Origin of the sequence: Streptomyces sp. R35 (assembly GCF_041053035.1) — a bacterium.
Classification (GTDB): Bacteria; Actinomycetota; Actinomycetes; order Streptomycetales; family Streptomycetaceae; genus Streptomyces; species Streptomyces lutosisoli.
Window position 1 is genome coordinate 8222905 of sequence record NZ_CP163440.1, and the last position, 26547, is coordinate 8249451.

General features: G+C 67.4%; 18 protein-coding genes and 2 pseudogenes. 8 read left to right on the forward strand and 12 right to left on the reverse strand.

The window, feature by feature from the left end; all coding sequences use genetic code 11:
• Nucleotides 1-5: 5 nt before the first annotated feature.
• The 3 genes from AB5J50_RS37155 to AB5J50_RS37165 form a co-directional block, all read right to left on the reverse strand.
• Entirely contained in the window at nt 6-1946 is a 1941-nt protein-coding gene (locus tag AB5J50_RS37155) for a DNA/RNA helicase domain-containing protein (RefSeq protein ID WP_369262949.1), read from the reverse strand.
• A gap of 178 nt (nt 1947-2124) precedes the next feature.
• Nucleotides 2125-2355 carry a hypothetical protein gene (locus AB5J50_RS37160; protein WP_369262951.1) on the reverse strand — a complete coding sequence of 77 codons (231 nt, stop codon included), beginning with the start codon at nt 2353-2355 and terminating at the stop codon, nt 2125-2127.
• Nucleotides 2352-2612, reverse strand: coding sequence for a hypothetical protein (locus AB5J50_RS37165; protein WP_369265615.1), 261 nt, complete (start codon nt 2610-2612; stop codon nt 2352-2354). Before AB5J50_RS37165 ends, AB5J50_RS37160 begins: the two co-directional genes overlap by 4 nt.
• 256 nt (nt 2613-2868) lie before the next feature.
• Between AB5J50_RS37165 and AB5J50_RS37170 the strand changes: the two genes are divergently transcribed.
• Nucleotides 2869-3147, forward strand: coding sequence for a hypothetical protein (locus AB5J50_RS37170; protein WP_369262953.1), 279 nt, complete (start codon nt 2869-2871; stop codon nt 3145-3147).
• Nucleotides 3144-3542 carry a PIN domain-containing protein gene (locus AB5J50_RS37175; protein WP_369262955.1) on the forward strand — a complete coding sequence of 133 codons (399 nt, stop codon included), beginning with the start codon at nt 3144-3146 and terminating at the stop codon, nt 3540-3542. The genes AB5J50_RS37170 and AB5J50_RS37175 overlap by 4 nt, the downstream gene beginning before the upstream one ends.
• Nucleotides 3543-3702: 160 nt before the next feature.
• On the opposite strand, the gene AB5J50_RS37180 is transcribed toward AB5J50_RS37175, so the two are convergent.
• Nucleotides 3703-5526, reverse strand: a complete 1824-nt coding sequence (locus tag AB5J50_RS37180; RefSeq protein ID WP_369262957.1) for a hypothetical protein — start codon at nt 5524-5526, stop codon at nt 3703-3705.
• Nucleotides 5527-6001: 475 nt separating this feature from the next.
• Here AB5J50_RS37180 and AB5J50_RS37185 point away from each other — a divergent pair.
• Nucleotides 6002-6229: pseudogene (locus tag AB5J50_RS37185) on the forward strand (helix-turn-helix domain-containing protein); the annotation flags it as partial.
• Here AB5J50_RS37185 and AB5J50_RS37190 read toward each other — a convergent pair.
• The 5 genes and pseudogenes from AB5J50_RS37190 to AB5J50_RS37210 all read right to left on the reverse strand — a co-directional run.
• Nucleotides 6230-6325: pseudogene (locus AB5J50_RS37190) on the reverse strand (DNA/RNA helicase domain-containing protein); the annotation flags it as partial. It lies immediately after the preceding pseudogene.
• A gap of 27 nt (nt 6326-6352) precedes the next feature.
• A complete protein-coding gene (locus tag AB5J50_RS37195) occupies nt 6353-7633 on the reverse strand; it encodes a hypothetical protein (RefSeq protein ID WP_369262958.1) in 1281 nt (426 codons plus the stop codon).
• Complete coding sequence (locus tag AB5J50_RS37200; RefSeq protein WP_369262960.1) at nt 7630-7896, reverse strand: hypothetical protein; 267 nt, start codon at nt 7894-7896, stop codon at nt 7630-7632. Before AB5J50_RS37200 ends, AB5J50_RS37195 begins: the two co-directional genes overlap by 4 nt.
• The gene (locus AB5J50_RS37205) at nt 7893-10550 is read right to left on the reverse strand and encodes an SUMF1/EgtB/PvdO family nonheme iron enzyme (RefSeq protein ID WP_369262962.1); all 2658 of its coding nucleotides are present in this window, start codon (nt 10548-10550) and stop codon (nt 7893-7895) included. Before AB5J50_RS37205 ends, AB5J50_RS37200 begins: the two co-directional genes overlap by 4 nt.
• Entirely contained in the window at nt 10550-11323 is a 774-nt protein-coding gene (locus AB5J50_RS37210; RefSeq protein WP_369262964.1) for a class I SAM-dependent methyltransferase, read from the reverse strand. Before AB5J50_RS37210 ends, AB5J50_RS37205 begins: the two co-directional genes overlap by 1 nt.
• A gap of 723 nt (nt 11324-12046) precedes the next feature.
• Here AB5J50_RS37210 and AB5J50_RS37215 point away from each other — a divergent pair.
• Both AB5J50_RS37215 and AB5J50_RS37220 read left to right on the forward strand, forming a co-directional pair.
• A complete protein-coding gene (locus tag AB5J50_RS37215) occupies nt 12047-12889 on the forward strand; it encodes a helix-turn-helix domain-containing protein (RefSeq protein WP_369262966.1) in 843 nt (280 codons plus the stop codon).
• A complete protein-coding gene (locus AB5J50_RS37220; RefSeq protein ID WP_369262968.1) occupies nt 12871-13080 on the forward strand; it encodes a DUF397 domain-containing protein in 210 nt (69 codons plus the stop codon). Before AB5J50_RS37215 ends, AB5J50_RS37220 begins: the two co-directional genes overlap by 19 nt.
• 117 nt (nt 13081-13197) lie before the next feature.
• Here the strand turns inward: AB5J50_RS37220 and AB5J50_RS37225 are convergent, their stop codons facing one another.
• On the reverse strand, nt 13198-14778 hold the full coding sequence (locus tag AB5J50_RS37225) for an IS1182 family transposase (RefSeq protein WP_369265616.1): 1581 nt from the start codon (nt 14776-14778) through the stop codon (nt 13198-13200).
• A gap of 398 nt (nt 14779-15176) precedes the next feature.
• On the opposite strand from AB5J50_RS37225, the gene AB5J50_RS37230 reads away from it, so the two are divergent.
• The 3 genes from AB5J50_RS37230 (at nt 15177) to AB5J50_RS37240 (ending at nt 17315) form a co-directional block, all read left to right on the forward strand.
• Nucleotides 15177-15977, forward strand: a complete 801-nt coding sequence (locus tag AB5J50_RS37230; RefSeq protein ID WP_369262970.1) for a hypothetical protein — start codon at nt 15177-15179, stop codon at nt 15975-15977.
• Between the two features lie 241 nt (nt 15978-16218).
• A complete protein-coding gene (locus AB5J50_RS37235) occupies nt 16219-16452 on the forward strand; it encodes a hypothetical protein (protein ID WP_369262972.1) in 234 nt (77 codons plus the stop codon).
• 65 nt (nt 16453-16517) lie between these two features.
• Nucleotides 16518-17315 (forward strand): hypothetical protein, encoded by a 798-nt coding sequence (locus tag AB5J50_RS37240; RefSeq protein WP_369262974.1) that lies wholly within the window; start codon nt 16518-16520, stop codon nt 17313-17315.
• A gap of 375 nt (nt 17316-17690) precedes the next feature.
• On the opposite strand, the gene pglX is transcribed toward AB5J50_RS37240, so the two are convergent.
• Together pglX and pglW are read right to left on the reverse strand one after the other, a co-directional pair.
• On the reverse strand, nt 17691-21308 hold the full coding sequence (gene pglX, locus AB5J50_RS37245) for a BREX-2 system adenine-specific DNA-methyltransferase PglX (RefSeq protein ID WP_369262975.1): 3618 nt from the start codon (nt 21306-21308) through the stop codon (nt 17691-17693).
• On the reverse strand, nt 21305-25996 hold the full coding sequence (gene pglW, locus AB5J50_RS37250; protein ID WP_369262977.1) for a BREX system serine/threonine kinase PglW: 4692 nt from the start codon (nt 25994-25996) through the stop codon (nt 21305-21307). Before pglW ends, pglX begins: the two co-directional genes overlap by 4 nt.
• Between the last annotated feature and the right edge of the window lie 551 nt (nt 25997-26547).

The window sequence follows — 26547 nt, forward strand, 5'->3', positions numbered from 1 at the left end:
CCCGACTACACGAGAACCGGCGCCTCCACCCCGGACGCCGGATGCACGAGCGAGCGCAGCTTGTCGCGCGTCTCCGGGTCCGTCGAGTAGATGATCGTGCCGACCATGCCCCGCGTCAGCAGCACCTTGTAGGTGTTGCGGATCAGCCGGTCGATGTCGCTGTCCGGCGTCGCCTTCGTGAAGATCGGGTCCTTCGACGCCGACCGGTCCACGACCCAGCGGTCCGTACGCCACACCAGGTCGGGGCCGATGATCACGCCCGACCAGTCGTACTCGAATCCCTGCGCCGTGTAGACGCAGCCGACCTGCCCGAAACCGGCCGGGTCGGTGGCCCACAAGGGCGCGGGCGGTGCGCCGAGCACGGACCGTTCGCCGTACACGTTCCAGGGCCGCGCCCAGTCGCCGATGACGACATCGGTGGGAAGCGCCGTCATGTCCGGGGTGACCTTGGTGGTCCACTTCCAGCAGTAGCCGGCCGACATGCGCGCCCCGTAGCCCTCCTCGCGCCGCGCGACGAGGAAGTCCTCGAGTTCCTGCGGGCTTTCGGCCGTCCGCAGCTCCAGCTTGCCGTCCGGCTCCCACACGCCAGGCGTGCCGCCCTCCAGTCCGAGGAGGTCGACGACCCACTTCTCGTACGCGTCACTCCCACCGCACCGGAACTGGCCGTCCAGCTCTACGACCGTGCAGTCGAGGCCCTGTTCGGCGGCGGCCCGCTTGATCTCCTCCTTCGTCCCCATCTCGCCGGGCCGCACCACCTGGTGCTGGTCGAGCAGGAACACCGGCACCCGGGCCGCGTCGATCAGCTCGGCCACCTGAGGGCGGCCGGTGCGCAGTTCCGCCTTGGTGTAGCGGTTGGCGGAGGTCTTCCGCAGGCGGTGGGCCTCGTCGCAGATCAGTACGTCGAGGTCGTTCGGCTCGGCGTCCATGAAGCTGTTGAAGTACATGAACAGCTTCTGCACGGCGGGCATGCGCGCCCCGGCGACCTTGCGCATGGTCTTGGTGAACGAGGCGGACCCGGTCGCGTGCAGAGCGGTCACCCCGCGCCGGTACAACTCGCCGAGAAGCGACAGCGCGACGACGCTCTTGCCGGAACCGGGACCGCCTGTCACCACGATGACCTGCTTGTGGTTGGACCGCTTCGCCTTGCGGACGGCGGACATCACCTGCTCGTAGGCGACCCGCTGTTCGGCGAGGAGGACGAACTGCTCGCGGTCGCGGATCTCGGCCGCCGCGACGGCCATCAGCTGCTTGGACGGTCGGATCTTGCCGCCGAGCAGTACGTCCGCCGCCTCCGCGCCGGGCTTCGCGGCGAGCCGCGAGCGCAGGAAGTCCAGGAAGGCGCCGCGCTGTTCGCCGGTGTACATGCGCCCGTGCTGGTCCTCCTTGACGCTCCGCAGACCCGCGACGCCGAACTCGGTCGCGTTGTGCAGGAACGCCACTCCGGCCAGCGACTTCGGCATCCGCTCCAGTGCGCCGTTGAAGGACTGCAGGTACTCGCAGTAGCCGCGGACCTGCTCGATCGGGTTGAGTACGGGGTGCGCGTACGCGTCGATTCGGCACAGCAGCGGCTCGTCCTCCTCCGGGTAGGCCGCGCTCCACTGCTTGAGTTCGACCACGACGTACGACGGTTCACCCGTGGTGGGGTGTACGCCCGCGAGTACGGCGTCCGCGCGCTTGCTGGTGAGGGGCAGGCTGTATTCGATGAGGACCTCGACGTCGTCGAGCCCGGCCTCCATGAGGGCGTTGACGAGAGCCGGGAGGCTGCGTTCCCAGGACCGTATCTCCGCCTGCCCGGCGTTCCGGCCGTGCTGGTGACGGAAGTTCTCGGTCAGATGCAGCGCCAGCGACCCTTCGAGGATGCGGACGGCCACGGACGCCGCGGACTCACGGAACAGCAAGGAAATGCCCCCAGGCAGCACGAAGAAGACTCGTGCGGGTGGGGGCATGTCCTTCGATGTCCGCCGCGCGGTTTCGCGAGGCGGATCAGGAAGCCCGTCGGGCCGCTGAGATGGTTCTCGCCATCCTAGGTGAGGGGGTCGATCACGGGGAGGGGAAGGGAACGGAGCCGGCCGGACAGGGGGTGGGCGGGGGCTGGGGGTCCGGTTACGGGTGGCTGTGGCCCTGCTACCTGTCCTGTCTGCTCCGGGTGTTCGCTTCGGCGACCAGGGCGCTCAGCAGTTCGGCCGGGGTGAGGGGGTGGAGGTGGTTCGGGTCGGCATCCCATTCGAGGCCACCGGCGAGCGGGCGGAGTTGGATGTACGGCCCTATGTGGCCCATCACCCGTCCGACGCGGTCGCGGACGGTGTCGTGGACGGCCTCACCGACGGAGGGGACCCCGTCGGCGTCCTCCGTCACCCGGCGATCCCCTTCGTGATCACGTCCGCGAGCATGAGCGCGATGGGGGCGGAGCACACGCCGAGATGGACGAGGGCGTACCGGGCTTCGGCCTTGCGGTCGTCCGCCCAGGGGGTGCGGATGTCCATCGCGGGGAGCTGGATGCCGGCCTGGGAGAGGGCGGTGGCGAGGGCGTCGCGGGCGTCGAGGGCTTCCTGGATCTTCGGGGCGGTGGTCGGCGGGCGGTGCTGAGCGGTGGCGGGGTGCGGCGTCGCCATGTGGTCCGGGTGTCGGGGCGTGGGGGGCATCGGCATCCTCGTCGGTTCGGTCCTGCGGAATCCGTCACTCGGCTGCGCTGGATGAACTGCGCCGCGTAGTCCGGGTGTTACGAGAATGCGGCCGGATGCGGACGGTCACGCTGTGGATGGGCCTGTGCTTCCCCGTGGCACGGAGGTCGTTCCACACCTTCCACACCGGCGACCTCGGCGATCTCGGAGGCTTGCCTTATGGCATTTGGAATGCCATTCTCTTGTCATGGCTGACGACAGTGATCTCGCCCCTGGTGACGGCCCCAGCAGTGGCATCTCCGTCACGCTGAGTGCTGGAACGCTTCGGGCGATCCGCGAGCGGGTCGGTAAGCGGGGCGTCTCCGCGTACCTGGAGAGGGCCGCCCAGCGCCAGATCGAGCGTGACAACCTGGATGAGCTCATCGCCGACTTCGACAAGGTTCACGGTCCGGCCGACCCGCAAGCCGTGGCGGCGAAGCGGGCCAAGCTCACTGGTGGCACGGCCGCGAACGGGGCCGCTGCGTGAGTGGTGCCTTGGTCTTGGACAGCGAAGGTCTGGCGAAAGCCGTACAGCGGGACCGGGAGGTTCACGAGTGGCTGACGGCGGCACGGGAGGCGGACCTTCCGGTGGTCACGTCGGCTGCGGTGCTGGTCGAGGTGATTCACCCGAGGATCAATGACGCCGCGCTGAAGTGGACACTGTCCCGGCTCCGCGTCGAGCCGGTTACCCAAGCGCTCGCCCAGTCCGCCGCCGCTCTGCTGCGGGACGCGGGGCTGCACGGCCACAAGTACGCCATCGACGCCATGCTGTGCGCGACCGCGCTGGCACACCCGGGGCGCGTGACGATCCTGACCTCCGACGTGGAGGACGTCGCGAAGCTCACCGCTGAGCACCCTCGGGTGGTGGCCGAAAAAGTCTAAACCGAGCGGCGGGGGCCCCTGATCGGTCGCCGGGCCGTGCACGCCGTTCGCATGTCCCGCGCGCGCCGTATACGCACCTTGGGTCGCAGGTGCAGTGGCTGTCACACCTGACGGCGTGCCCCGGCCCGGGCCTTCGCGATCCGCGCCGATTGCCCGAGGCCTACTCGGCACCGCCGGTCGTGGCCTCGGATCCAGTCGGTTTCGTAGACTGCGTCGTGCCGGTGATCTCGCCCTTCCTGTCCGCCTCGATGGGGGCGTAGCGCCGCCGTTGAAGTTCATCGCGTTCAACGTCCGGGATCGTCATCGACTCGGCAAGCACGGCGGCGAGCGCGTCCACTTGTGCGTTGTCGATGTCGGCCTGGAAGAGCCACCGGGTGTTCTCGTCGCGCGTGATGAGGTCGATTGCCAAGCGCCCGCCTCTGTCCTGTGTGGTCGCTGCTCGGACGTATCGCACCTGGCCGATCGGGATGTCCTGACGGATCTCGCCTTGCTCGAGGAACGCGTTCGTCTTGGCCGTGATGATGCGGCGATCCGTGACGGCGACCAGTGTCTTTCCCGCCATCTTGTCCCTCGCTGCCGCCAACTTCTCCTTCGCTCCATTGAAGATCGCAGAGACCGGACCGAGAGCATCGAGCTGATCGGGGAAGCCGAGGACACGTAGGGTCTCACCGTCCTCGAGGAACCATCGCAGGATGCGGAGGTACGGCTCGAGGTCCAGTGCTTTGGGTGCGCAGACGACGCGAGGATCCTCGAGCGGAGGGGCCGGCGGATGGAGAGCATCGGCAAGAGGCTCGATCGCCTCCAGAAGACGGGCGGAGGTCTGGCGGGCTGCGATCGAGTCCTTCCGCTTCCCCGGCAGTGGCAGTGTGTCGCGTCCGGGGAGTTCGGCGATGATGCGCAGCTCCCGCGTCAGCGAGTCGACGAGGCTCGTCGTCTCGGCGAGGGCGGCGTCGAGCTCCGTGCGAGTGTCGCGCGCGATGGCGTCGACGAGTCGTGCCTCGCCGGCGTCCTCGGGGCCGGCGGCTCTCGCTCGCGCGGCGTGGAGCGCCTGATATCCGGTCCATGCCTTGACGGAGGACAGGAGGGCGTTCGCGTCGAAGAGAATCGCCTCGGCGTTCGTCTCGAGATACTCACGGCGGGCATGTCCGTCGAGCCGATGGATCTGCCGGATGTGATTGCCGACGTTCAGTCGGTACAGATCACGCTGCGTACGCAGGTCCGCCCTCTTACCCGCGACGGTGTCCCATAGGGACGCCGGGACCGAACCGACCTCTCGCGCCTGGTCGACTACGTGATCGACGGTGGCGACGAGCGCCGTCAGCTCGGCCCACTGCCCGTGGCGGACAGTCGTGAGTACCTGGCTGGTCAGCGCGATGTTGGTTCTGACAAGGCCCTCGACCTCACTCAGTTGCATCTGAAGGGCGACCATGGCCAGCGCGGGCCCGATCGAGGCCGCGTTCTGCGCCGCGCTCACCGCATTCACGGGGTAGAAGCGGGCCTGACCGATGAAACGGCCCGGAATCATCACTGTTCCGAGGTTCGCGCCGTCCTTGACCGCGAGCGTTCCGCCGGCCTTCAGGAGGGCCTGTGTCGCGCTGCTGATCCTGTACAGCCCCTGCGCGCTGGCGAATGCGTTGCCGAGGTTACCCGCCACGGTCGCCGTGTTTCCGATCGAGGTGAGGACTGTGGAGATCTGCTTGCGGTCGGCGGCCGACACGAACCCGAAGTCGAGCAGATCGGGCTTGAGTTCCGCCGGGACCTCACCGAAGACGACGGCAACCCCTGGGAGCACCTCCGCTATGACCGTCGATGCGGTCGCTGAGTCGATGTCCGGGTCGGGTGTCGGATCGTCCGCATCAGGTGAGTCGGCGGTGGTGCTCCGACCCTTCTCCTCAGGCTCGGCGATCTCCATCGAGTCCGAAGGGTCCTGCATGCGATCTCCTACCCGCGGGGTGCACAACGGCCAGACGACGTCGGCGTTCACTGCCGGAGCCTACAGTTCGACGCCCTGCGGTTCGGCCCGAATCCGCCGGGTTGATTCCGGACTTGCTGATGTCAGGCGCGGGTGCACCTGGCGGCACAGAACCGTTCCTGGCGGCGCTTTGGCTGGAGTACTGATCGGTAGTCCCGTGCGCTGCGCGGGTACGGGACGGTCCTCGGGCGGTTGCTGCCTGGTTGTGCGTCGGCCTTGGGCTGCGGTGGTGGAGCGGGCGCCGGGTGCGTGCGAGTCGTTGTCGGTGAGGTCGACTTGGGCGGTCAGGGCCTTGGGGGTTCGGTTCCGCTGATTCCATGACCCGGCTGCGCTGGGTGAATTACGGTGTGTAGTCCGGTCGTTACGAGGATGAACCTTGCCTGGGTGTGGGCGGCTGGGCTGTGGGCGGGGTCGTGCATACCCGTCGCGCGGTGGTGGTTCCACGCACGTTCCACATCGGTTATGCGAACGTCCCGGAGGGAGCGGTATGCCGCAGCGACGCGTCATCACCGGCCGCAGCCAGGAACCCCGTCAGCGGTTCGCGGAGGAACTTCGGACGCTGCGGGCAGGGAGCGGGACGAGCTTGCGTGCGCTCGGCGAACGGCTCGGCTGGGACTGGTCGTTGTTCGGCAAGATGGAGAAGGGCGAGACGCTGGGGAGCCCGGAGGTCGTCCAGGCGCTGGACCAGCACTACGGGACGCCGGGGTTGCTGCTAGATGATCGTGCCGACCATGCCCCGAGTGAGCAGCACCTTGTAGGTGTTGCGGATCAGCCGGTCGATGTCGCTGTCGGGCGTCGCCTTCGTGAAGATCGCTCCTCGGGCCCGGGGCGGGGGTCGCTATGCCTTTCTGGTGACGCCCCGCAGCGACGACACAACAAGTCGCCCGTACCGGGTGGTGAGGACTGCCGTCGTGGCGACGACGGACAGGCCGACGGCGAGAAGCAGATGTGTCACGGAGTGGTCGTCGAGGACCTGAAGGACGCCGAGGGCGGTGCCGAGCGGCAGGCCGAGAATCGTGAGGACACCGAGGGCCCCACTGATCTGCTGACTCTCCTGCGTCTGGACAAGCCTGCTGTAGTCGGCGGCTTCGGCGAGGATCTCCTGGAAGCGAGCAGGCAGCCGGTGCTGGTTCTGAAACGCGAGCAGCAGGTCGTTCGCGGGGCCGTGGGCGGTCAGGTGCTGTCGCCAGTATGTGCTGCGGAAGACTGCGATGTTCCGCTCCAGCAAGGCAACGCGGCGTGCCAGCCGTGAGGAGGTGAACACTTCGGAGAGTTCGTCAGTGAGCTCGTCGATGTGATCGCGCTGGAGGGCACCGAGGAGCAGGGCATCGAGATAGACGGTACGGGAGTGCAGCGCGCCGAACTCGAAGAAGTCGCCCGTGCCGCTGTCAGGACGATGGCCGAGGAAGGCGGCCCCTTGTCGCAGCACCAGGGCGCTCCAGTCCGCCGAGATCCGCAAGGCGTCCTTGAGCTGGTCGTTCGCGGTCTCCGGTGGGAGAGGGAAGTCGTCCGGCGTGGAGCGCGACGCGAGCTGCCACAGCCATCGGTCCGCGGTCGCGGGTAGATTCCTCTCCATGCTGCGACGAAGGGCAGGAGCATGCTGCGCGGCCGGGGCCATGAAAGCGATGGAGTAGGGCCGGGCGATGGCGAATGGTGTGCCGGATTCGAGTACGTCAGCTATGCCAGCGAGAAGCCCGGCCGGGTCGAACGGCCCGGTCAGCGGGTAGTCGGTGGAGTTCTGCCGCCGTCCGGCCAGAGCCCGCAGGGCAGGCAACAGGGGTCTCTCCACGCTGAAGTGCATTACGGCGAGGGCATGTTCGGGTCTGCGTGCGGTCGCCGCGTGCAGGAGTTCCATGCCGAGCAGGTGCAGCCCGTCCTGTTTGATATCCAGCGGAAGGTACCAGCGGCGGGGGCGTCCGGGTGTCCCGTAGAGGGCTCGCGCGGAGGCGGGGGCGAAGTAGGTGGATCGGGTTTCGGCGTCGGTGCGACGGCTGCCCAACTCGAACGGGAAGGGGCCTTCGTTCCAGTTGGGTGCGCAGAGCAGCCGTACCGGCAGGACGACCGTCAATTCCTGACGCGCCCCTGTGATGTCGTGAAGTGGCGGAGTGTTGTTGGTCATTGGTAGCACTCCGCCGGGTCGGGCTGGTCGAGGCGGATGACGAACTCTGCCTGGTCCGGCCTTTCGGCGCGGATGTGGAAGCGGACGCGTTCGCCGGTGCGGACGGTCCGGAATCCCTCCGTGACGATCTGGCGGTAGTCGAAGGTGTAGTATCGCTCGTCCTCGTCGTCCCGCACGATGTACAGGCCGGCGGAACCGCTGAGTCCTCCTCCGTTGGGGCGCCGGTCGACGATGGTTCCGAGACGCGGTCCGCCGCCGGTCATGCTGTCGTCTCCTCTGTTCCAGGGCTGCGGGGGATGTCCTGTACGCACCGGAAACCGACCGCGTTACTCCCGCCGCGTTTGCGGTAGATGCCCTTGGAGCTGGTCTGCACGGCCCGCAGTGGGTTGTCGTAGCTGCCGCCGCAGATGACGGCCTCGCCGGTGTCGGCGAGGCTGGTGGAGGTCCATTCCCAGCAGTTGCCGACCATGTCTCGTACGCCGAACGGTGAGCGGTTGTCCACGCGTTCGCCGTCGGGTGTCACCCCTGCCCGGCGAAGTGCGTCGTCCGCGAAGTCGTGGTACCACGCTTGGTACGTGACGACAGGTCGGCCGACCCAGGAGTCGGCGCAGTTGACGGCTCGATCATCGGGATCGTCACCCCAGGGAAACAGTCGGCCGTCTGCTCCGCGCGCGGCAGCCTCCCATTCGAGGGAGGTCGGCAGACGCTTGCCTTCGAAGGCAGCGAAAGCGTACGCACTCCACCAGTTGACGCAGATCGCGGGGTGGGCGTCGTAGCGCGGGTCGGTGTAGTAGTCGGGCAGCCGTAACCGGTCGGTCCAGGGGTGGTGAGTGACGTGGGCGGGCTGGTCCGGGTGGTCCCACTGCGAGGTGCCGTCTGCGTCGAGGGCGTTGAGGAAGCGGCGGTAGCGTGCGACGGTCACGGCATGCCGGTCGAAGAGGACGGGGCGCGGGATCCGGCGGATCAGCAGCCGTTCGGCCGGACCGACCAGGTACGTCCCGGCGGGCAGCACACAGTTGTCCGTCTCAGAACTGCCGGCCATCCCCGCGAGGAAGGCACGCACTTGCTCGGTGAGGAAGGCGCCGTCGGGAATGTCGGCCGCCTTGTCACGAAGGCCGGACTCGGCGAGGTGCCGGGCGGCCAGCAGTTCCTGGTACGCCGTGTGCACGAAGGCGACGTGATCCGGTCCTGCGGGGCGCAACAGTGGCGCAAGGACGCACGTGTCGAGACTGAGGTTCCCGTCGGTGAAGGCGTCGGCCCCCAGCAGCCGGTGGAGGTCGAGAAACGAGAAGACGGTCCGGTCGGTGAGGAAGGCATGTCCGAACGCGGCCGGTAGCCGCTCCTCCAGATCGGGTCGGCCATGCTCGGCCAATGTCTGGGTGATGTGGGCGCCGAGGATGTCCGCGAGCGGCTGCCCCGACGGAAGTGCCAGTGCGGCGCTGAGCCGCCTCTCCAAGGGGGTGGCACCGGGTTCGGCCAGGCGCACCACATGGAAGTGCGGAACGCGTGACGGTTCGATGCCGTTCGCGTACATCTGCTCGACCAGTTGCTCGGAGCGGCCGGCGCCGCTGTCCAGCAGTTGACGCACCTGGGGCGAGTCGGCGAGGAAGGACACACGTGAACTCATGACCACCGCCGACTCGGCGGACAGGACGGCGGCAAGATCGGTGAAGAGTCGAAGGAAACCGGCTGGGCTGGGTTCCTCAACGCCTTCGTCGACTGCGTCGAGTACGCACAGCGCGGACCCGGAACGGATCAGGAAGAGGAAAAGGTCGTAGGCGCGCGAGCGGTCCGATGCCATGGCCGGGGCCAGGAGACGGGCCGCGTATGCGGAGAACGGTTCGTCCTTCGGCTTGAGGCCGAGGTCGAAGTAGAAGCGGAAGCGACGGACGTCGGGACTGACGGCGAGTGAACGGAGGAGGGTGCTCTTACCGCTTCCCGGACGACCGGTCACCAGGACGTTCGCACTGCCGCGCACGAGGCGAGCCAGCAGCCCGGCCGCGTCCTCGGACTGCTCCACCTGCGACTCACCGGTGCGTGGGTCGGTGAACATGATAGTCGCGGCCACCGCGGTCCGTGGTCCGGCCTGTTCGGGGGAGAGCAGGCCGGCGAGGTGCGCTTCAAGATTGACGATGGTGTCGACGAAGCCCTCGTAGCGCACGATCCGGAAATCCGTGCCCAGCATCTGGTGGAGCGGCCCGGAAGCCGCGTCGTCCGCCACGTCGTCCAGGATGACGAACCGGGTGAGTTTGGGCAGTCGGGTGCGGAGCAGCTGGCCCCCGCTGGAGGCGAGGACGGTACCCAGGTCGTCGGCCTTCTTGGAGAGCATCAGCTCCACGTACTCCAGGCGCATCCCCGACTCACGGCAGAACAACTGGTACACCGTGTCGGGGCTGAGGACGAACCGCTTGGCCTGGCGGTAGCCCAGGGTGACGTACAGCCCGGCCAGGAACTCGCACCGGCGCGCCACCTCGGGTGCCATGTCCGGCTCACCGCCGAGCAGTGCCGCGCTTCCTGTGTCGGTGAACCACACCAGTACGTCGACGAGTCTGCGGACCGCCAGCAGTCCGTCCTCGTCGCTGATGTCGTATCCGTCGTGCGTGGATCGGTTACGAAGCCGCCGGATGTCCTCGAGCGCGTCAATGACGGTGCTGCTGCGGATGTGCGGACGGCAGCGCTTGACGAGGTCGTTCAGGGCCTTCGTAGAGGGATCGCCCTCGATGCCATGATGGCGCCACAGCTCTTTGAGCAGCTTTTCGGTCAGCTTCCCGACCAGGGCGACCGCGTTCTCGGGGTAACCGTCGTTGAGGGACCGCAGCGGCCGTTCGAGGTCGAGCCCTAATCGTTCGGCGATCCGCGAGTGATCGTCGAGTTCACTCCTCAGGCGTCGCAGCCGTTCGTCGACCACCGTGCTCATCAGCCCTCCCCTCCTCGCTTCCCGAGGATGAACGCGAACTGGTCGGGAAACACCAGGACCGGCTCCGGATGAGCGACTCGCATCTCTTCGATGCCCTTCTCGATCTCACTGTCGGTGAAGGTGGAGAGCAGCGACATGTAGCGGGCACGGACCATGCCGAAGTACTTGCTCCGGTCGATGCGCAGCTCGTGCTCCACGTGGGTGAGCGAGGCTTCCAGACCGGCCGCGCGCAGGTGTTCCTCGATGGTGGTCGGGTCGGGCTGCAATTCCTCGAAGCGCGCGAGGGCCGCCGCGAACAGCGGATACCGGATGCTGGCCGGAAGCATCACCACCAGCATTCGACCGCCGGGCGCCAGCCGGTCAGCGAGACCTCGCAGCGTGTGCGCGGGGTCGGCTACGTGATGCACCGACTCCTTCAGCCACATCGCGTCGAGCTCCTTGTACGGCAGACTGGCACGCCCTTCGGCAAGGTCCTCGGCGGAAGCGACGACCGGCGTCAGGCCGGGTGGCGGCGGACTGCCGAGCCGAAGGAGCATCGCCGCGGACGGATCGACGCACAGAACGGGATGTTGCGGCTGGACCTGCCTGACTACTTCTCTGGCGAACAGTCCTGTTCCTGAGCCGATGTCGGCGATTCGGTCCGTGCGGCCGAGCCCCAACGCCTCGACGATTCGGCCGGACATCCAGGGAACGTAGCCGGGGTCGTAGACCCAGTGCTCGTCGTACTCGGCTGCCAGCTCCTCGTAGTGGCCCCGCACGTCGCGCCCCTCCACGATCCCCCTCGTGCCCCATCCATGTCCCGGTTGTGCCGTGCCGGATCCCGGCAGGTTATCGCGGGTGCGGGAACGGCAACAGTGCGTAATCGGTCGGGGGATGAAAGCTGCCCGGCTCTTTCGACGCACGGAGGCAATGCCCCCAGGCAGCACGAAGAAGACTCGTGCGGGTGGGGGCATGTCCTTCGAGGTCCGCCGCGCGCTCTTGCGAGGCGGATCAGGAAGCCCGTCGGGCCGCTGAGATGGTTCTCGCCATCCTAGGTGAGGGGGTCGATCACGGGCGGGGATCGGTACGGAGTCGGCCTGGTCGGGGGTGGGCGGGTGCCGGGGTCCGGCTTCGGGTGACTGGGGCGCTGTCCCCTGTCGTGTCATCTGTGCTGTCTGCTGCAGGCGTTCGCTTCGGCGACCAGGGCGCTCAGCAACTCGGCGGGGGTGAGAGGACGGAGGCGAGGGCGTCGCGGGCATCGAGGGCTTCCTGGATCGCGGGGGTGTGGGGTGCGGGCGGTGTGGGGGCATGTGAGTCCTCGTCAGTGCGGCGGTCGGTGTGGTTCCGCTGATTCCATGACCCGGCTGCACTGCGTGAATTACGCTGTGTAGTCCGGTCGTTACGAGGATGCGCCGGATGTGGGCGACCGGGTTGTGGACGGGGCGGTGCTTCCCCGTCGCGTGGCGGTGGTTCCACACGTTCCACATCGTTCACGCGAACGTCCCGGAGGGAGCGGTATGCCGCAACGACGCGTCATCACCGGCCGCAGCCAGGAACCCCGTCAACGGTTCGCCGAGGAGTTGCGGACCCTGCGGACCGGGAGCGGCACGAGTCTGCGGGCGCTCGGCGAACGACTGGGCTGGGACTGGTCGTTGTTCGGCAAGATGGAGAAGGGCGAGACACTCGGCAGCCCGGAGGTCGTCCAGGCCCTCGACCAGCACTACGGGACACCGGGACTGTTGCTGGCGCTGTGGGAGCTGGCCGCAGGGGACCATACGCAGTTCCGGGAGCGGTACCGGCGGTACATGGGCCTGGAGGCGGAGGCGGTGAGTCTTTGGCACTTCGCGGTGAGCGTCCTGCCGGGGTTGTTGCAGACGCCGGGGTATGCACGGGAGGTGCTGGCGGCGGGCGGGCTCAAGGGGAAGGAACTTGAGCAGCAGGTGGAGGCTCGGATGGGGCGGCGGGAGTTGTTGGAGGGGGAGGATGCGCCCAGGTTCCGGACCATTCTTTCCGAGGCGGTCTTGCGCATGGCGCTGCTGAACACGCCTGAGTGGCGCGGGCAGTTGGAGCACCTGGCTGAGATGGCGGAGCGCCGAAACATGGTGGTGCAGGTGCTGCCCTTCAGTGCTGGGCCGTACGGACTCGACAGCACCGACGTGTGGTTCCTGCGTCTGCCGCACGGACGTACCGTGGCTTACACGGAGAATGCATACAAGGGTGACCTGATCGAAGACGGCGCTGCGGTTGAGAAGCTGCAAGGTGCCTACGATGCAGTCCGTGACCTGGCGTTGACCCCGGCCGAGTCGCGGAAGTTCGTCCTGCGCATGTTGGAGGAAGTACCGTGCGATCCATCGACCTGAGCGTCGTGACGTGGCGCAAGAGCTCTTACAGCAACTCAGACGGTGGCGCTTGCGTCGAGGTCTCTGACGACTTCACCACTGTCGTTCCGGTACGGGACAGCAAGGTTCCGCACGGTTCGGTGCTCGTGTTTCCGGCGGCTGGCTGGGCCTCCTTCGTTTCTGCAGTCAGGGGCGGGCAGTTGGGCGCCTGAACAGGTATGGCAACGTCGGGATCGCGGGGCCGTTCCATGGGCTGACGCTGGGCCTAGAAGGTCGATGAAGATCTTGGTGAGGGGCTGTCCGGCCGTCAGGCCGGACAGCCCCTCCGGTCATGCACCGGCCGGTGCGATGTGCCAGGTACCACTGGTGTGGGTGAGCCCGAGGTTGATCAGGCGGCGGAGGTTGAGGGCGGCGGCTCGGGTGTGGAGCCACGTGTCGTTCTTGACGGTGCCCCGGTAGCGCAGGCGCCGGTTGCCGTGGTGGACGAGCCAGGCGACGGCGCGTTCGACTGGTGGCCGCCAGCGGCGGTAGTCGGCCTGCCAGCCGGGGTCGGCGGCGGCCTGGTGGCGGGCGGCTGTCTGGAGGTCGTGGTGGGGTCGGATGGTCAGGATGCGTCCGGCCTTGGCTTTGGTGCACCGCTCGCGCAGGTGGCATCCGGTGCACAAGTCCCCGAAAGAGGCTTTGCGTTGGTGGTGGTGCCCGCCGGGGTCGGACAGGGCCACGGCGTGTCCGGCCGGGCAGGTCACGACGGCGGCTGTGGTGTCGATGGCGAAGTCGTCGAGGGTGAAGCCGCCGGGGACGGCAGGCCGCAGCGGGGCGGGCTTGATGAACAGCCGGTGCCCGGCCTCGTGGAGGGTCTGGCGGACATCGCCGGTGGAGTAGGCGGTGTCGCCGAAGGCATCGAGTGGGCTGTCCTCGTCGGCAAGCAGTTCCAGGCCGACCGCGGCCTCGTGATGCTCGGGCCCGGCGCCGGGCCTGAGGGCTACGGCGGTGTATAACCCGGTCTCGGGCTCGACGGCCAGGTGGGCCTTGAAGCCGTCCTGCTGGTGGCTGCGGGTCTTGTGCACGTGCCGGGCTTCCGGATCGACGGTGGAGACCATCCGGTTCGGGGCGGTGCCCCGGGTGATGCGCCAGCGTCCGTCGCGGCCGTCGGAGTCCTCGGCGGGCTCGACGTCCTGCCCGGCGACCAGGGCCAGGATGCCCACCGCGTTCGCGGCCTTCTCCCCGAGTTGCTGGTCGGGCAGGTGCCCCAGCAGCCGCAGGGCATCTGTGACCAGCGCGTCGACCAGCTCGGCGCGGGCCTGCTCGTCGTTCCAGGCGATCTTCGGTTTGCCTGGGTCGGTGTAGTCGTGCGCGCTGCACTGGGCAGCGGCGATTGTGTCGGCGCCGGGGACCTCGCGGATCACCGCGCGGACGGCGGCGATGATCTGGGTGACGGTGTCCTGGGTGGCGACCGCGTCGTCCAGCACGGTGGAGTCCAGCGCCCGGCGGTGCTTGCCCTTGAGGACCCCTGTTGACTTCACGACCTCGCGCACGGCCTCGAAGATGCGGTTCGGGCGGGCGGAACCGGCCAGCCAGCGGCGGAAGTAGGCCAGCAGCGACGGATCGAACGCCATGTCGTGAAGTCCCAGGCCGCATGCGGCCTTCCACCGCAGGTCGCACCGCAGTTCCTGGACCGTCTCGAAGTCCGACAGCCCGTGCAGGGCCTGCAAGGTGACCGCGGCGGCCAAAATCTGCGGCGGCATGCTCGGCCGCCCGTTCGCCGACGGATACATGTCCACGAACATCGCCGCCGGGAACAGCTCGCCGCGGTGCTCGGCCAGGAACGCGAACACGCTCCCGGCCGGGATCAACTCCCGGCACGTCTCCCACACGTCCGGCCCGACCATCTCGCCGACCCACTCACCCATCGCCACACAACGAGTCTGGCCCTGCCGCTGACGCGGCAGGGCCAGAACCCAAGATCTTCACGAGCCTTCTAGGGACCGAACCACGAGCTTGCCAAGCTTGCCTCGGGCGCTTCGAGTGCCGAGGCTTGTTTGGATCTCTCCTGCTGGCTGACCTCGCTGATGCCACCGGCTTGACTGGCATCTTCACCGTGCCAGCTGCCCTTCCCGACATGGTGCAGCGCGCCGGCCGACGCCGCATTGTCGGTCCTGAGCTGTTCGGGCTGCCTCGGCTCCGGGGCCCGTGGCGCCGGTCTACGGCCTGTCTGATAGCAAGCAGAATCTTGCTCGGACCTGCCCGGTTCGATGTGGATTCTGCCAATCCTGCTGATAGTTGATCACCAGGGATGCACAATCCACCCATGACGTTTATCGACCCCTCCGCCGGTGCCATCGGTGCTACATTGCCGCAGCTTCGCGACTGGAGTGCGGTCTGGGACACCTACGATCCTTCGATCCACGGCACCCGGCCGATGCCACGCTTCTATCTGGCCGCACGGCACGAGAACTGGTGGGGCAGCTCCCTGCCGTTCACTGCTCTCCTCGATCTCGCCAAGGACCACGGCATACCTGTGGCCTGGGCTACTCCCACTGAGACGCTGCGCCGCCTCGCTGTAGCCGGAGCCGAGCATGCGGACAAGCTCGCTGTCCTCACTGGCGATGAAGCTGCCATCCGCGACTTGTGCCGCCAGAAGCTGAGCGAATGCCCCGACGAATGGCTCTCCGGTGAGGTCGCCGCTGGCGAGAAGGCTGTTGCCGCATGGGCGGACGGGCATCGCGAGGCCGCGGCCTGCCTCGCCGTTACCGGGGTTGAGCAGATGCTGCACAACCTGACGCGTACGAAGGGAGGCCGAGGAGGGCACAATCGACTACTCATGGCGGGTAAGAAGGAGCCGAATCCCTACTTGCCCAGGAACCAGTCCGTCCTGGCCCCGCTGAGCACCCTTTACACGCAGTACTACCCGGACCGGAACGACCCGATCCCGGACAACCTCTCCCGGCATGCCGTAGTGCACCACCTGCCCCTGTCTCACCTGAGCCCGGGACACTGCATCATCGCCGTCATGCTCCTCGTGTCGATCATCCGGGAGCTTCAGGAGCGCTACGACGACATCCGGGACGACCTGCTCATGCAGAGCGAGGACTGGGAGGCTGTTCTCTGACCTCTCGGGACTGGCTGGGCGGCGCTGATCAGTGCCGTCACCGAATCCGACGGTCTTGTCAGTCGGGTCATGTCCGGCTACGCTGAAACCAGTTCGGGGACACATGTGTCTCCGATTCGTCAGCCCGCCTGTTCGGCGGGCTTTCGTCGTTTCCGGAGCTGAAAAGGCCCTCGAGCGCACTGCTCGGGGGCCTTTCGCGTTCCCAGAGCCAGATCTGGCAGGTAATCAGATGGAGACAAGCATGTTGGCGCTCGCTCTTGGCGGCGGCACGGTTGTGGTCTTGGCCGTAGTGCTCGCGGTCTGCGTTCTCGGTTGGAAGGCGATTGGCGCGTGCACCAAAGAGGACGTGCCGTACGTGACAGAGGTGATCATGAAAGTCCTGCGCGACGGCCGCCACGCTGTCCAGCACCGCGTACGTCCCGCTTCGCTGCCGCCCAACGACCAGGCCTCGCACGAGGAGAGTGAAACCCAGTGACGTCTCGTGGACGACGAAGGCCGACCCGCTCCGAACCGCACTGCTACAGCCGCGTCGACGAGCGAGTGGACGCCCTCAGTCTGGAGGAGTGGCTGGCTGCTCTGGTAGCCAGATGGGATGACGACACTGTGGAGTACGTCGCTCGAGGGGCTTTGGGATTCGACGAGGACTTCGTTGCGTATCCCATGTCCTGGCACCTTGCCGCCACCATCAACGGTGCCCTCGGAAAGGGCTGCGAGGAGTTGCATCGAAAACTGGACGGCCTCCACGGCGTGTCTGGCACAGAGCGTCAAGTGGGGATGCAAGAAGTCATCTCCCACGGGATCGGGTGCACAGCTTGCGATCGGGCCGTCCGTCACACCGAGGAGCACCTGTCGCTTCGGTCTCGTGAAGTAGTACGGCGGCTTGTGCTTCTTGCCGAGAAGCGCGCGAGGACTCTGGGCCGGGTGGAGGAACTGCCCGAGGAGAGTGCTCTGCGGGAGTGGCTGGCCGCGTTGCTGGCCAGGTGGGATGACGACACAGTGAAGTACCTCGCACGAGGGCTGGGAGAGGAGGGCTTCATTGCGCGTTCCATGTCCTGGGACCTTGCCGCCGCCATCAATGGCTCCCTCGAACTGGGCTGCGAGAGGGTGCAAACAATCCTGGGCGAGCTTGAAGTCCTTGTCCTGTCTGGGACAGAACGCGACGCGAGGATGCAGGATGCCGTCTCCCACGCCATCGGTTGCGTGGCTTGCGATTCGGCCGTCCGGTACACCGAGAAGCACCTGTCTCAAGGGGTAATGCCTCAGCTTGTGCTTCTCGCCGAGAAGCGTGCAAGGTCTCTGGACCAGTTGCAGGAACTGCTCGAGGAGGATCCGCGGTGACGGCACGTCGACGCCGACGGGGCGCGGCCGTTCCGGACGTCGCTGCTGCAGCCGTGGCGGTGGCAGACAAGCCACCTTCCGCGGCCCGGCATTGCGCGAGGCCAGGTGAGGGTCAGGTTTCATCAGCCGTCAGTCGGTGACCTCGGGCTCGGTGACACGACCCCACGTCGTCCCTTTGGCAGAGCACAACAGTCATGCCGGGCTCGGAGGCCGGGAGCCCCGTTGCGGGCCACGGACTCCACCAGGCCCAGGCAGAGAAGGCACCTTGCCCCCCCCCAGCTGACGATCAGTGGCGCCTCGTCACCCCACCGCAAAACGGTGAGGCTGACGGTTGTCCCGCGATCTGTGATTGCGGGACAACCCTTTGGCAGGTTCCTACTTGCTTGCGCGGAGACCTCGGACTGCTGCGGCCGGTCGCCAGGCGCGCAGGTCGTCGTCCGTGAGGCCGTGCTTGCCCTGCTCCATCTGCCGGTCGCCCTCGAAGAACTTGGCGGGGGTCGGGGCGAAGAGCGGATCGGGCTCGTTGTGCCACTGGTTCAGCCACGGTTGGAGCTCCAGCAGCCCGGCCAGCAGCGGGGTGACCTCTTCCGTGGTCAGACCCTCGTGGGTCGCGATGTACGTGTCGAGGGCGATCGCCTGTTCCCGGTGGTCCCAGCCTGCCCAGCCGTACAGGTCGGGGGTGGCCACGTTGGCCCGCGCGTACGAGATGAACCGCTCCTTGGGCACGTCCAGCTTGCCGCGCGCTCGCCAGTAGGAGAGACGCAGGAAGTCTGCTGACGTGTACTTCGGCGGTACGGGGATGGTGTCCCGAATCTTCCGCTTGGCCGGCTCATCCGGAGCCGCGTCCTCCTGCCGCTGAAGATCCCAGACGTTCTCCCAGTCCGTGCGCTTCTTCAGGGCGGCGGGCTTGTAGCGTAGGGCGGAGAGGAACGGCACGTGCTCGTCGGTCATCAACTCGGCAACGACGGCAGGCAGTTCCTTGTGGGGCGCGTAGATCTTGGCGACGGAGGCGAAGTCCTCGTCGCGGGAGAGGTTGTCGGTGAGGCGGGAGAGGGTGACGAGCGCGGGCATCCCGTTTTCATCGAACCAATGCGCACGATTCTCGATACGGTCGAGCAGCCAGCTCCGGAGTGCCTTCTCCTGAAGTACGTCCCACCCTTCGGTGGCCCAGCGTCGTTTGTACTCGGGACGTTCGATCATGCCAATGGCGCGGGACGACTCGATAACGTCGATGCGCTTCTGAACGACCTTACGGTAGGCGGCTGGCCAGTGATGCGGAAGCTCTGTGATTGGAGTGGAATTGTGTCGGTCAAACCAGACTGTTTCTCTTACGCCTGCGGACACCTTGCGTGCGAGGACAACCTCAAAGGCGCGTTCGCCGAGAGATACTTCGGGAATATCGGAGGCATCGGGTAGCCTCAAATCTTCAGAGTGAAGTCCATAGAGGAAGTAGACGTGCCAATCCAGTTCCTCTTGAAGGGAAATCATGTGGGCACGGATGGATTCCCAGCGTAGTTTGGATTCGCGAAGGCTGGCGGAGGTTGGAGTTGAGCGGCTCGCGAGTGCCGCGGGGCTGCAAGAGATCAGTTGTTGTGCAAAATGGTCAAGGCTAGAGGCGAGAGTGGTCGGGTATGCGGGCGGCAGGGGAAGTTCTTGGAGTTTAGTGCCGGTAAACTCGTAGAACCTTTCCCACTCGTCATGCATAAACCCGCCCGTTCCTGACTGGCTTCCCTTGTCGTGACTAACCATCTTGAGCCAGAATCCAGTGGTGGAACTGTTGAGCAATCCGAGCAGTTGTAGGTGCTCCTGCCTCGTCGCATTCTGTGGCAACTTGATTGCGGGGGCAGTGCGACTTGAGACCTGCTCTCCCCGGTTCAGACCAAAGTTTGCGTGAGTGGCAACGAATGCGAACAAGATGGACCACGCGTGAGCATTCGAGTCCTTGGGGATTTGATGCCATTCCCACCAGGGGCGACCATCGCTGAAATATGTCCCGCCAGAGAATGTGGCGCGATCCCCCAGTTCGGTTCGTGTGCGCCAAAGGTGGTTGGCAATTGCTGGCATACCTGCAAGGCTTGCGATATTGCGCTTCTGGTCGTACGGGTGAATTGCATGGTCTCCATTATCGAAAATATAATCCCTCACCTCTGTTCCGGCTACGATGCGGCGCACGTATTCGTCTTCGGCACCAAAACGCTTAAATGCATGCTGTGGAGCTGTCATTGCGTCATCGGCGCCAATGATTCCGTACGGGCCAATCCTTATGGCGCTTGACTTTAGTGAAGTATGTGATTTTTGGCTGATTCTCTCGACCAACTCAAGTCCACCGTCGGCCAGAATCCAAGGCTGCTTGCCGAAGTAGCGCTCGCGCCCCAGATCGTCAACCGAGACCCACTGGCTGAGAGTTCCTGGTTCGTCGATCTGCTCGACGATCGCGCGCCAGACGTACCCGTCTTCAGGGCGCACCGGGGCGGACGGTTCCCCTTGGACGCTTCGTACCGTACGGATGGTCTCGGAGCGTCCACCCCCGCCTCGCGGCCTACCGACCAAGATGACCGTGGGTGTGCCGTGCCCAGGAATGTAGGCCCCCGAGGTGTCGATGACCTCGATCAGCTCGACCTCATGTCCGAAGTACGTCTCAATGAGTCGTGTCCCGAACTCCCGCTTCATAAACGAGTTCGCCGTAATCTGCCCAACCAGGCCGTATCCGAATTCGCTCTCCGCTTCCCCGGCCTTTGCCAGCTCAAAGAACCGCTGAGCAAACGGCACCGACAGGGCATACTTCCCTGCGCAAGCGTCGTACAACTTCCGATAAAGGTCGTTAAGTTTCTTGTCCTTCACCGTAATATAAGGCGGATTCCCCACCACCACGTGATACCGCCCCGGCCGCAAAATCTCCGGGTACTCGTGCACATCCTCGGTCTCGTACTTGAAGTCGGTTAGCTCATCCGCCCCCTCCTCCTCCAAGCCGTCGAACAGGTTCCCCTGCTTGTGCCGGTGCTTGATGAGGGAGTCGCCCACCGCCAGATGGATCGGCCACTCGTACTTGGCGGCCTCCGCCAGGGTCCGTACCCCACTCGCGGCCATGGCCGCCACCAACAGCCGGAAGCGAGCAATAGCCACGGCGAACGGGTTCAGGTCCACCCCGTGCACGGAGTCCAGCGCCTCCCGCACCCGCTCGTGCACGTCCTTGCCCGGTCGACCGTCCGCCCACAGCCGCACCAGCCGTCGGAACGCCCCCAGCACAAAGTGCCCCGACCCGCACGTGGGGTCGATCATCTTCAGGCCCTCGTAGCCGAACTCCCGTACCGCCGGATCCATCGTCCGGTCGAGGATGAACTCCTCCACGAACTCCGGGGTTTGAAGCAGCGCGTACGTCTTGCGGGCGGCCTCGCTCAGGTCCTGGTACAGGTCGCCCAGGAATCGCGTGTCCCAGCCCTGCGTACCGTCGCCGTCCTCCTTCAGCGGGTCCGTGAAGTCGTGGACGAGGACACCAACCTCGTCCCGCCCGCGCCAGAAGTCCACCAACTCCCGCGCCCCGTCGTGCGACAGCGGGATCTGGAACAGCGGGTTGTGCCGGCGGTCGAACAGCAGCCGTCCCGCCTGCCCCGTGCCCAGTTCGTCGAATGCCTGCTCAAGCCAGCCTCGGTACGTCGGGTCGTCCGACCTCGCGACGTACTCCTCGAAGCGGGCCAGCGCCAGGTCGCGACGGTCGCCCTCTGGTGCCGTCAGGTACGGCTCCGGGATCAGCTCGTTGTCCTCGCAGAAGCGGACGAAGACCGTACCCAGCACCCACGCCACCGCGACCTGAGTGACCCGCTCGTCCAGCCAGGAGTTCCAGGTGGCGGCCGTACGGCCCAGCTTGCGCGCGCGGTCGTACTCGGCGCGCAGCTTCTCGCCCTCCGGTACCACCTTGACCTGCTTGCCGAGATCGGTCTCGACCGCCTTGACCTGCTGCTTCAGGTCTTCCAACAGGGCTTTGCGGTCGATCACTTGTTGTCTCCCTCGGTACCGTTCACGCTCATGACACTCACGTCCGTCACACCGGACAGGTAGTCCTTCTTCACCCACGAGTCCGGCAGGTCGATCCATTCGCCCAGGCCGGCCTGGTAGGCCACCGCCGTGTGTCCCAGCTTCGGCTCACGTGCCGGGTCCGCCTGCGGCACCAGCAGCCACAGTCCGCGCCCGCCCTGACGGGCCGCCTCCGCGAGCCGGTCCAGGAGGCCCATCCCGTCGTACCGGGCGAACACGGCCACCTCGGTCAGCAGAACCGGGCCCGAACCCGCCCCCGGGGCGAGCAGTTCCCGTATGCGCGGCTCCACCGTGCCCCACGCGGTCCGCGCGTACTCCGTGAACTTCAGCGCACCCCGCGAGCCCGGCTCGGCCACGTCCGCCTTCAGCAGCGTGTCCCATGTCGGCTTCGTGCCCGGGGGGACCAGGGCGTGCATGGACTCCAGGAAGAGTTCGGTCACGGAGACGGGCTGGGCTCCTATGCGGTGGCCGGCCAGTCTGCGTACCGCCTGGACCGTACGGTCGTGGTGCACGGTCAGGACCCGGTAGCCGTCCCGCCGGGCCGAGGCCAGCAGGCGTTCGTCCGCGCGGATCCCGCCCGCCACCAGCGGGTCGTCGGAGTAGCGCGTCACCGCGCCGGCCTGCGTCGACTGACGCCAGTTCCCGCCCGTCAGATACGTGGACGCGCTGTCCATCCGCGTCGGCAGATACCGGAGCGTCTTCGAGTCCTCGCGCGTCGACAGGGTGAGGTCGAAGCCCGCCTCGCGCAAGGCCTTGGTCAGCAGGCTGCCGGTGGGCAGCTCGTGCGTGCTCGTACCCCGGCCGTCCTTGACGATCAGCTCGGGGAAGCGGGCCCGTACCCGCTCGTGGACGTCCTCGCCCGTCAGGCCCGGCTGCCGCGCCTCCGGCATGGCCGGGATCAGCCGTACCAGGCCGGCCTGGGTGAGGCGCAGGGCCCGTACCAGGGGCAGGTCGCGCGGGTAGATCTCCAGGCGGGGTGTGGCTGCCGCGTTCACCGATGCGGCGGCGGCCAGTTCGACCAGTCGCCGCTCGTCCCAGTCCACCACCCCGGGCGGCGGGGTCAGCGCGCCCAGCTCGCTCAGCACCGTCGTAGCGGTCGGCAGAGTCTCCAGTCGGGTCAGCCGGTCGGCGGTCTTGCCCAGCCGGGTCGCGTAGTCGAGGAGCCCCGGAGCCGTCGGAGTGTCCGGGGCGTCGACCTCACGTACATCCAGCGCGAGCAGACCGGCGGCCAGAGCCTCCTCCGTCGCCTTGCGGTTGGCCTGGTGCTGGAACTCTGCCTCCTCCGGCTGGAGTTGCTCCACCTCCACGACGGCCCGTACCGCCGCCAGCGCCAGCGCGCGCCGCTGTTCGCGGCCGAGGAGCTGTGTGCCTCGGCGTACGGCGAGGGCGTCGGCGATCTCCACGGCGGGGGCGACCCGGCCGAGGCCCACCAGCAGGCCGACGATCTCGTCCCGAAGGGCCTGGACCGCCGGGTGCTTCTTCCAGCGCTTGCGCTCCTCCTTCAGCATCTGCGGGATGCGCCCGGCGGACAGGCCGAGGGCGTCCGCCACGTCCTTCTGCTTGGGCCAGACGCCGATGCCGGGCAGCTCGCCGCGCTCGTCCGGCAGGCGCAGCAGCAGCCGGACCATCTCGACCTTGTTGCTGTTGGAGCGGTTGTTGTTCAGCTCCGGGACGAAGAGCGTGGCGAGGAGGTCGAGGCTCACCGAGCGCAACGCGGACTCGCTCAGACCCGCCGCTCCCTCGCCCAGGGCCAGGGTTCCGGCGACCGCCGACTCGGTGGCGGTGAGCTGGGCGAGTTCCTCCTTGGCCTCTGCGCGGCCCTTCGGAGTGAGCGGGGAGAGCGGTGTCTCGCGCAGCAGCCTGCCCCACTGGCGCTGACGGCGTTGCACCTCGGTCCGGGTCTTGGTGCCGAGGCCCGGCGCGTTGAGGAGCTTGCTTCGGCTGTAGTCGAGGAGACCACCCACGGTGGTGATCTCGAGGCTGTAGAGGAAGGCCTCCGCGGCTGGGGTGAGACCGGCGGCCGACAGGTGGGTGTCCCGGGTGACCGCCGCCGCCAGGCGCTCACGCTGCTCCTCGGCGGTGATCGGTTCGGCGTCCGCGATCGCCGTCGGGCGCTCGCCTGTCACCGTCTCCTGCGGCGCGGGCTCGGGGTGGCGGGTGCGGTGGCTCGACGGCACCGCCTGCGAGGCGTCCAGGAAGATCTTCTTCCAGGCGTCCCGCATCGGCTTCAGCTCGGGGAAGCGCTTCGCCGCGTCCCGGTGCAGAGCTTTACGGAAGAAGGCGACCAGACCGTCCCGTACGGCAGGCTCGAAGGCGTCGGCCTGGACGGTCGGGTACGGGAACTCCTTCGGGTCCGTCATCCGGGGCGGCACCGAGCCGTCGCCCCACCTGGGCAGCTCACGTGAGGCCATCTGGTGCAGCGTGACGGCGACCGCGTACCGCTCGGCGTGCGAGTCGTACGCGGTACGGGTCAGGGTGCCGATGAAGGGGTCGAGGTAGCCGTCGGTACCGGCTTCGTAGTCCTTGGCCGGGTAGCCCGCCAGGGAGAAGTCGATGAGGACCAGTTCGCGGGTGCGGTTGGGGCGGATGCGGATGGCGATGTTGTCCGGCTTGATGTCGCGGTGCCAGACACTCTCGCCTTCCAGGAAGTCCACGGCGCCGAACAGGTAGTCGCCGTACGCCTCCAACTGGTCCATTTTCAGGCGGCCGTGTTCCCGCAGCTGGCGCGCGACCGTCTCCTCGCGGCGGCGGGAACGCGTGCCTGTGCCGGAGTCGGCGGCCTCGTCGCCTTGGTCGGTGGCTTCGCGCTCGTCGCCCACGTACTCCAGGGCGAGGGCGGTGCGGGGCCCGATGTGCACGGGCTCCGGCTCGACGAGCCGGATCACCCGGGAGTCGGGGCGCAGCCGGTTCATCACCTCGGCCTCGTGGACCAGCACCTGGCCCCGGGAGTCCGAGAGAGCCACCTTCAGAACGGCCAGCGGCCGGGTCTTGCGTGCTTCCGCCTGGAGGTCGCGGACGAGGAAGGCGCGGCTCGTGGACCCGGTGCCGAGGCGGCGGCGGACTTCCCAGCGACCGGCGAGAACATCGCCGGCCACCGCGTCCAGCGGATCCTTCTCGGGGTCCTCGGCCGGTTCGGGGTCGGGAGCCGAGACCGGCGCGGTCAGGCTGTCCTCGACGATCTCCAGCATTTCCAGGAACTCGTCCACCGAGGACAGGCGTTGTCCGGGGCGGTAGGCGGTCGCCGCCTGCACGAGGTCGTCGATGTCCTCGGAGAGGTCGTCGACCAGGGAGCTGGGGCGCAGCCCCTCGCCCGCCTCCAGCCGCGCCAGCAGCTCGGCCTGGCTCGCGGCCGGGGCCTTACCGGTGACCAGGAGGTAGGTGAGGACGCCGAGGCCGTACACGTCCAGGTAGACCGGGTCGGCCTTGAGGGCGGTCAGCTCCGGGGCGAAGTACGGGTCGGAGCCCTCCGCCAGGTGCATTGCCGACAGAGCCGTCGGAGCGAAGCGGGTCACACCCGATCCGTTGTCGCCGTCCGTGCCGGAGGCGCGCTGGGTGGCGATCTGCCAGTCGGAGATCTCCAGGCGGGGGGTGAGCCAGGCGGCGTCCTCGCCGATCGTCTGGCCGCGGCGGCCCCGGTTGCGGGGGATGACGTGGACGGCGCGGGCGGCCAGCGCGCGGTGGTGGATGCGGGCGGAGTGCGCCGACCTCATCGTCTCGGCGAGCTGGCGGACCAGCGCCATCCGGCCGAGGATGTCGAGGCCCTTGCCGTGCTGGAGCAGGTACTCGTCCAGCCGGAGCGTGCGCGGGTCGTAGTCGAAGATCAGTGCGGGGCCCGCGGTGTGCCCGGACGGGTAGTACTGCTTGAGCTGGACGACGCCAGGGTGCTTGAACCGCTGCAGTACGGCCGCCTCGCGACGGGCCGCGTTCTCCACCGACCGCCGGATCGACGCCTCCGACCCGCGCTCGCTGAGATAGACGCGGACCCGGGCCACCTCGGGCAGCTCACTGTGGCTCGCCTTGTAGTCGGCCCAGGTCGGGCCCGAGTCGAAGGACTTGCGGTCCAGCTGGTACGGGCCGACCTTGTACTCGGCGTCACTGCGCCGGATGCCGATCCGTTCGAGCGCGGCCTTGATCTCGCGGGAGTCGACGGCCGTGATGCGGCGCCGCTCGTCGCGCGGCGGCTGCTTCAGCATCGCGACCAGCTCGTCGACGGTGTGGACGCCGTTCTGGTCGTGGGCGGGCAGGCGTACGCGCAGGCCGTCGTCGGTGAAGCAGACCGCCTCGCCGACCCACACCCGCCGACCGTTCTGACCGAGCAGACCGGCCAGCTCCTTCGCCTTCTTGTTGACGAGGTGGAGAGGGTTTCCGTGCGGGCGACGGTGGCCGCCGGGGGTGGTCTGGACCCAGGTGCCGTTCTCGCTGGTCACGGAGCCGTGCCAGTCCTTGAGCTCAATCATGTACACGCCGCCGGGGGCGACGACGAGGAGGTCGACCTCGCGGACGTGACCGGTGTGGGCGGTGAAGGTGAAGTTCGACCAGGCCCGCCAGGGATCGGCGTCCAGCAGCTTCTCCCGGATGGCTTCCAGGCCACGGTGTTCATGGTCGAACTCGGACTCGGTGACAGTGGTCCACCGGCCGCCTTGCCGCATGCGCCGTCTCCGCCTCTTAGTTTTGTCCCCGGTCACGGTCCGTGCGTGGCCTTACCTGCTGTTTCCGCCACGTCGCGGACCTGCTGAATCCTAGCTCCGGCCGACGACAGCGGGTAAGTCGTGAGCAAAGCCGCAACCATCGGCCGGGGCGCGCAGGAGACCCGCGGTATGGGATTCACCTGGTGGACCGGCGCGCGCTGGAGAGGTGGGCAGACCTGGGTGAGCCGCTCTACAGAATTCTGCAGGTGCCGGACGAGGGCGCACGACCCAGGCACTGGGCGCCGGGATCATGGCGACGGGGACAACACTGAGATGCCGGTGTATGAAGCTGGACCCTTGACCTCGATCTCGCCGCAGGCGAGTTGGCGATACGAGGGTGCATGTCCCACGAGATCGAGTACCGCGGGTGTCCAGGTCATCGAGGGCACTTTCAGAACGTCCACCCCTACGCCAAGTCCTCGCACTATCATGCGGCCGGGGGATCTCGGCGGTCGGCGTGCGTGCTGGTGGCCGACATATCGGCACGCCGTAGGAGCTCCTCCCACGACCGA

Bases quoted from the DNA above. Each gene is read 5' to 3' on its own strand.
- AB5J50_RS37205 (WP_369262962.1), bottom strand. From the start codon at position 10,550: ATGAGCACGGTGGTCGACGAACGGCTGCGACGCCTGAGGAGTGAACTC.
- AB5J50_RS37235 (WP_369262972.1), top strand. From the start codon at position 16,219: ATGTTGGCGCTCGCTCTTGGCGGCGGCACGGTTGTGGTCTTGGCCGTA.
- AB5J50_RS37155 (WP_369262949.1), bottom strand. From the start codon at position 1,946: ATGCCCCCACCCGCACGAGTCTTCTTCGTGCTGCCTGGGGGCATTTCC.
- AB5J50_RS37165 (WP_369265615.1), bottom strand. From the start codon at position 2,612: ATGGCGACGCCGCACCCCGCCACCGCTCAGCACCGCCCGCCGACCACC.
- pglW (WP_369262977.1), bottom strand. From the start codon at position 25,996: ATGCGGCAAGGCGGCCGGTGGACCACTGTCACCGAGTCCGAGTTCGAC.
- AB5J50_RS37215 (WP_369262966.1), top strand. From the start codon at position 12,047: ATGCCGCAACGACGCGTCATCACCGGCCGCAGCCAGGAACCCCGTCAA.
- AB5J50_RS37225 (WP_369265616.1), bottom strand. From the start codon at position 14,778: ATGGGTGAGTGGGTCGGCGAGATGGTCGGGCCGGACGTGTGGGAGACG.
- AB5J50_RS37200 (WP_369262960.1), bottom strand. From the start codon at position 7,896: ATGACCGGCGGCGGACCGCGTCTCGGAACCATCGTCGACCGGCGCCCC.
- AB5J50_RS37170 (WP_369262953.1), top strand. From the start codon at position 2,869: ATGGCTGACGACAGTGATCTCGCCCCTGGTGACGGCCCCAGCAGTGGC.
- AB5J50_RS37195 (WP_369262958.1), bottom strand. From the start codon at position 7,633: ATGACCAACAACACTCCGCCACTTCACGACATCACAGGGGCGCGTCAG.
- AB5J50_RS37230 (WP_369262970.1), top strand. From the start codon at position 15,177: ATGACGTTTATCGACCCCTCCGCCGGTGCCATCGGTGCTACATTGCCG.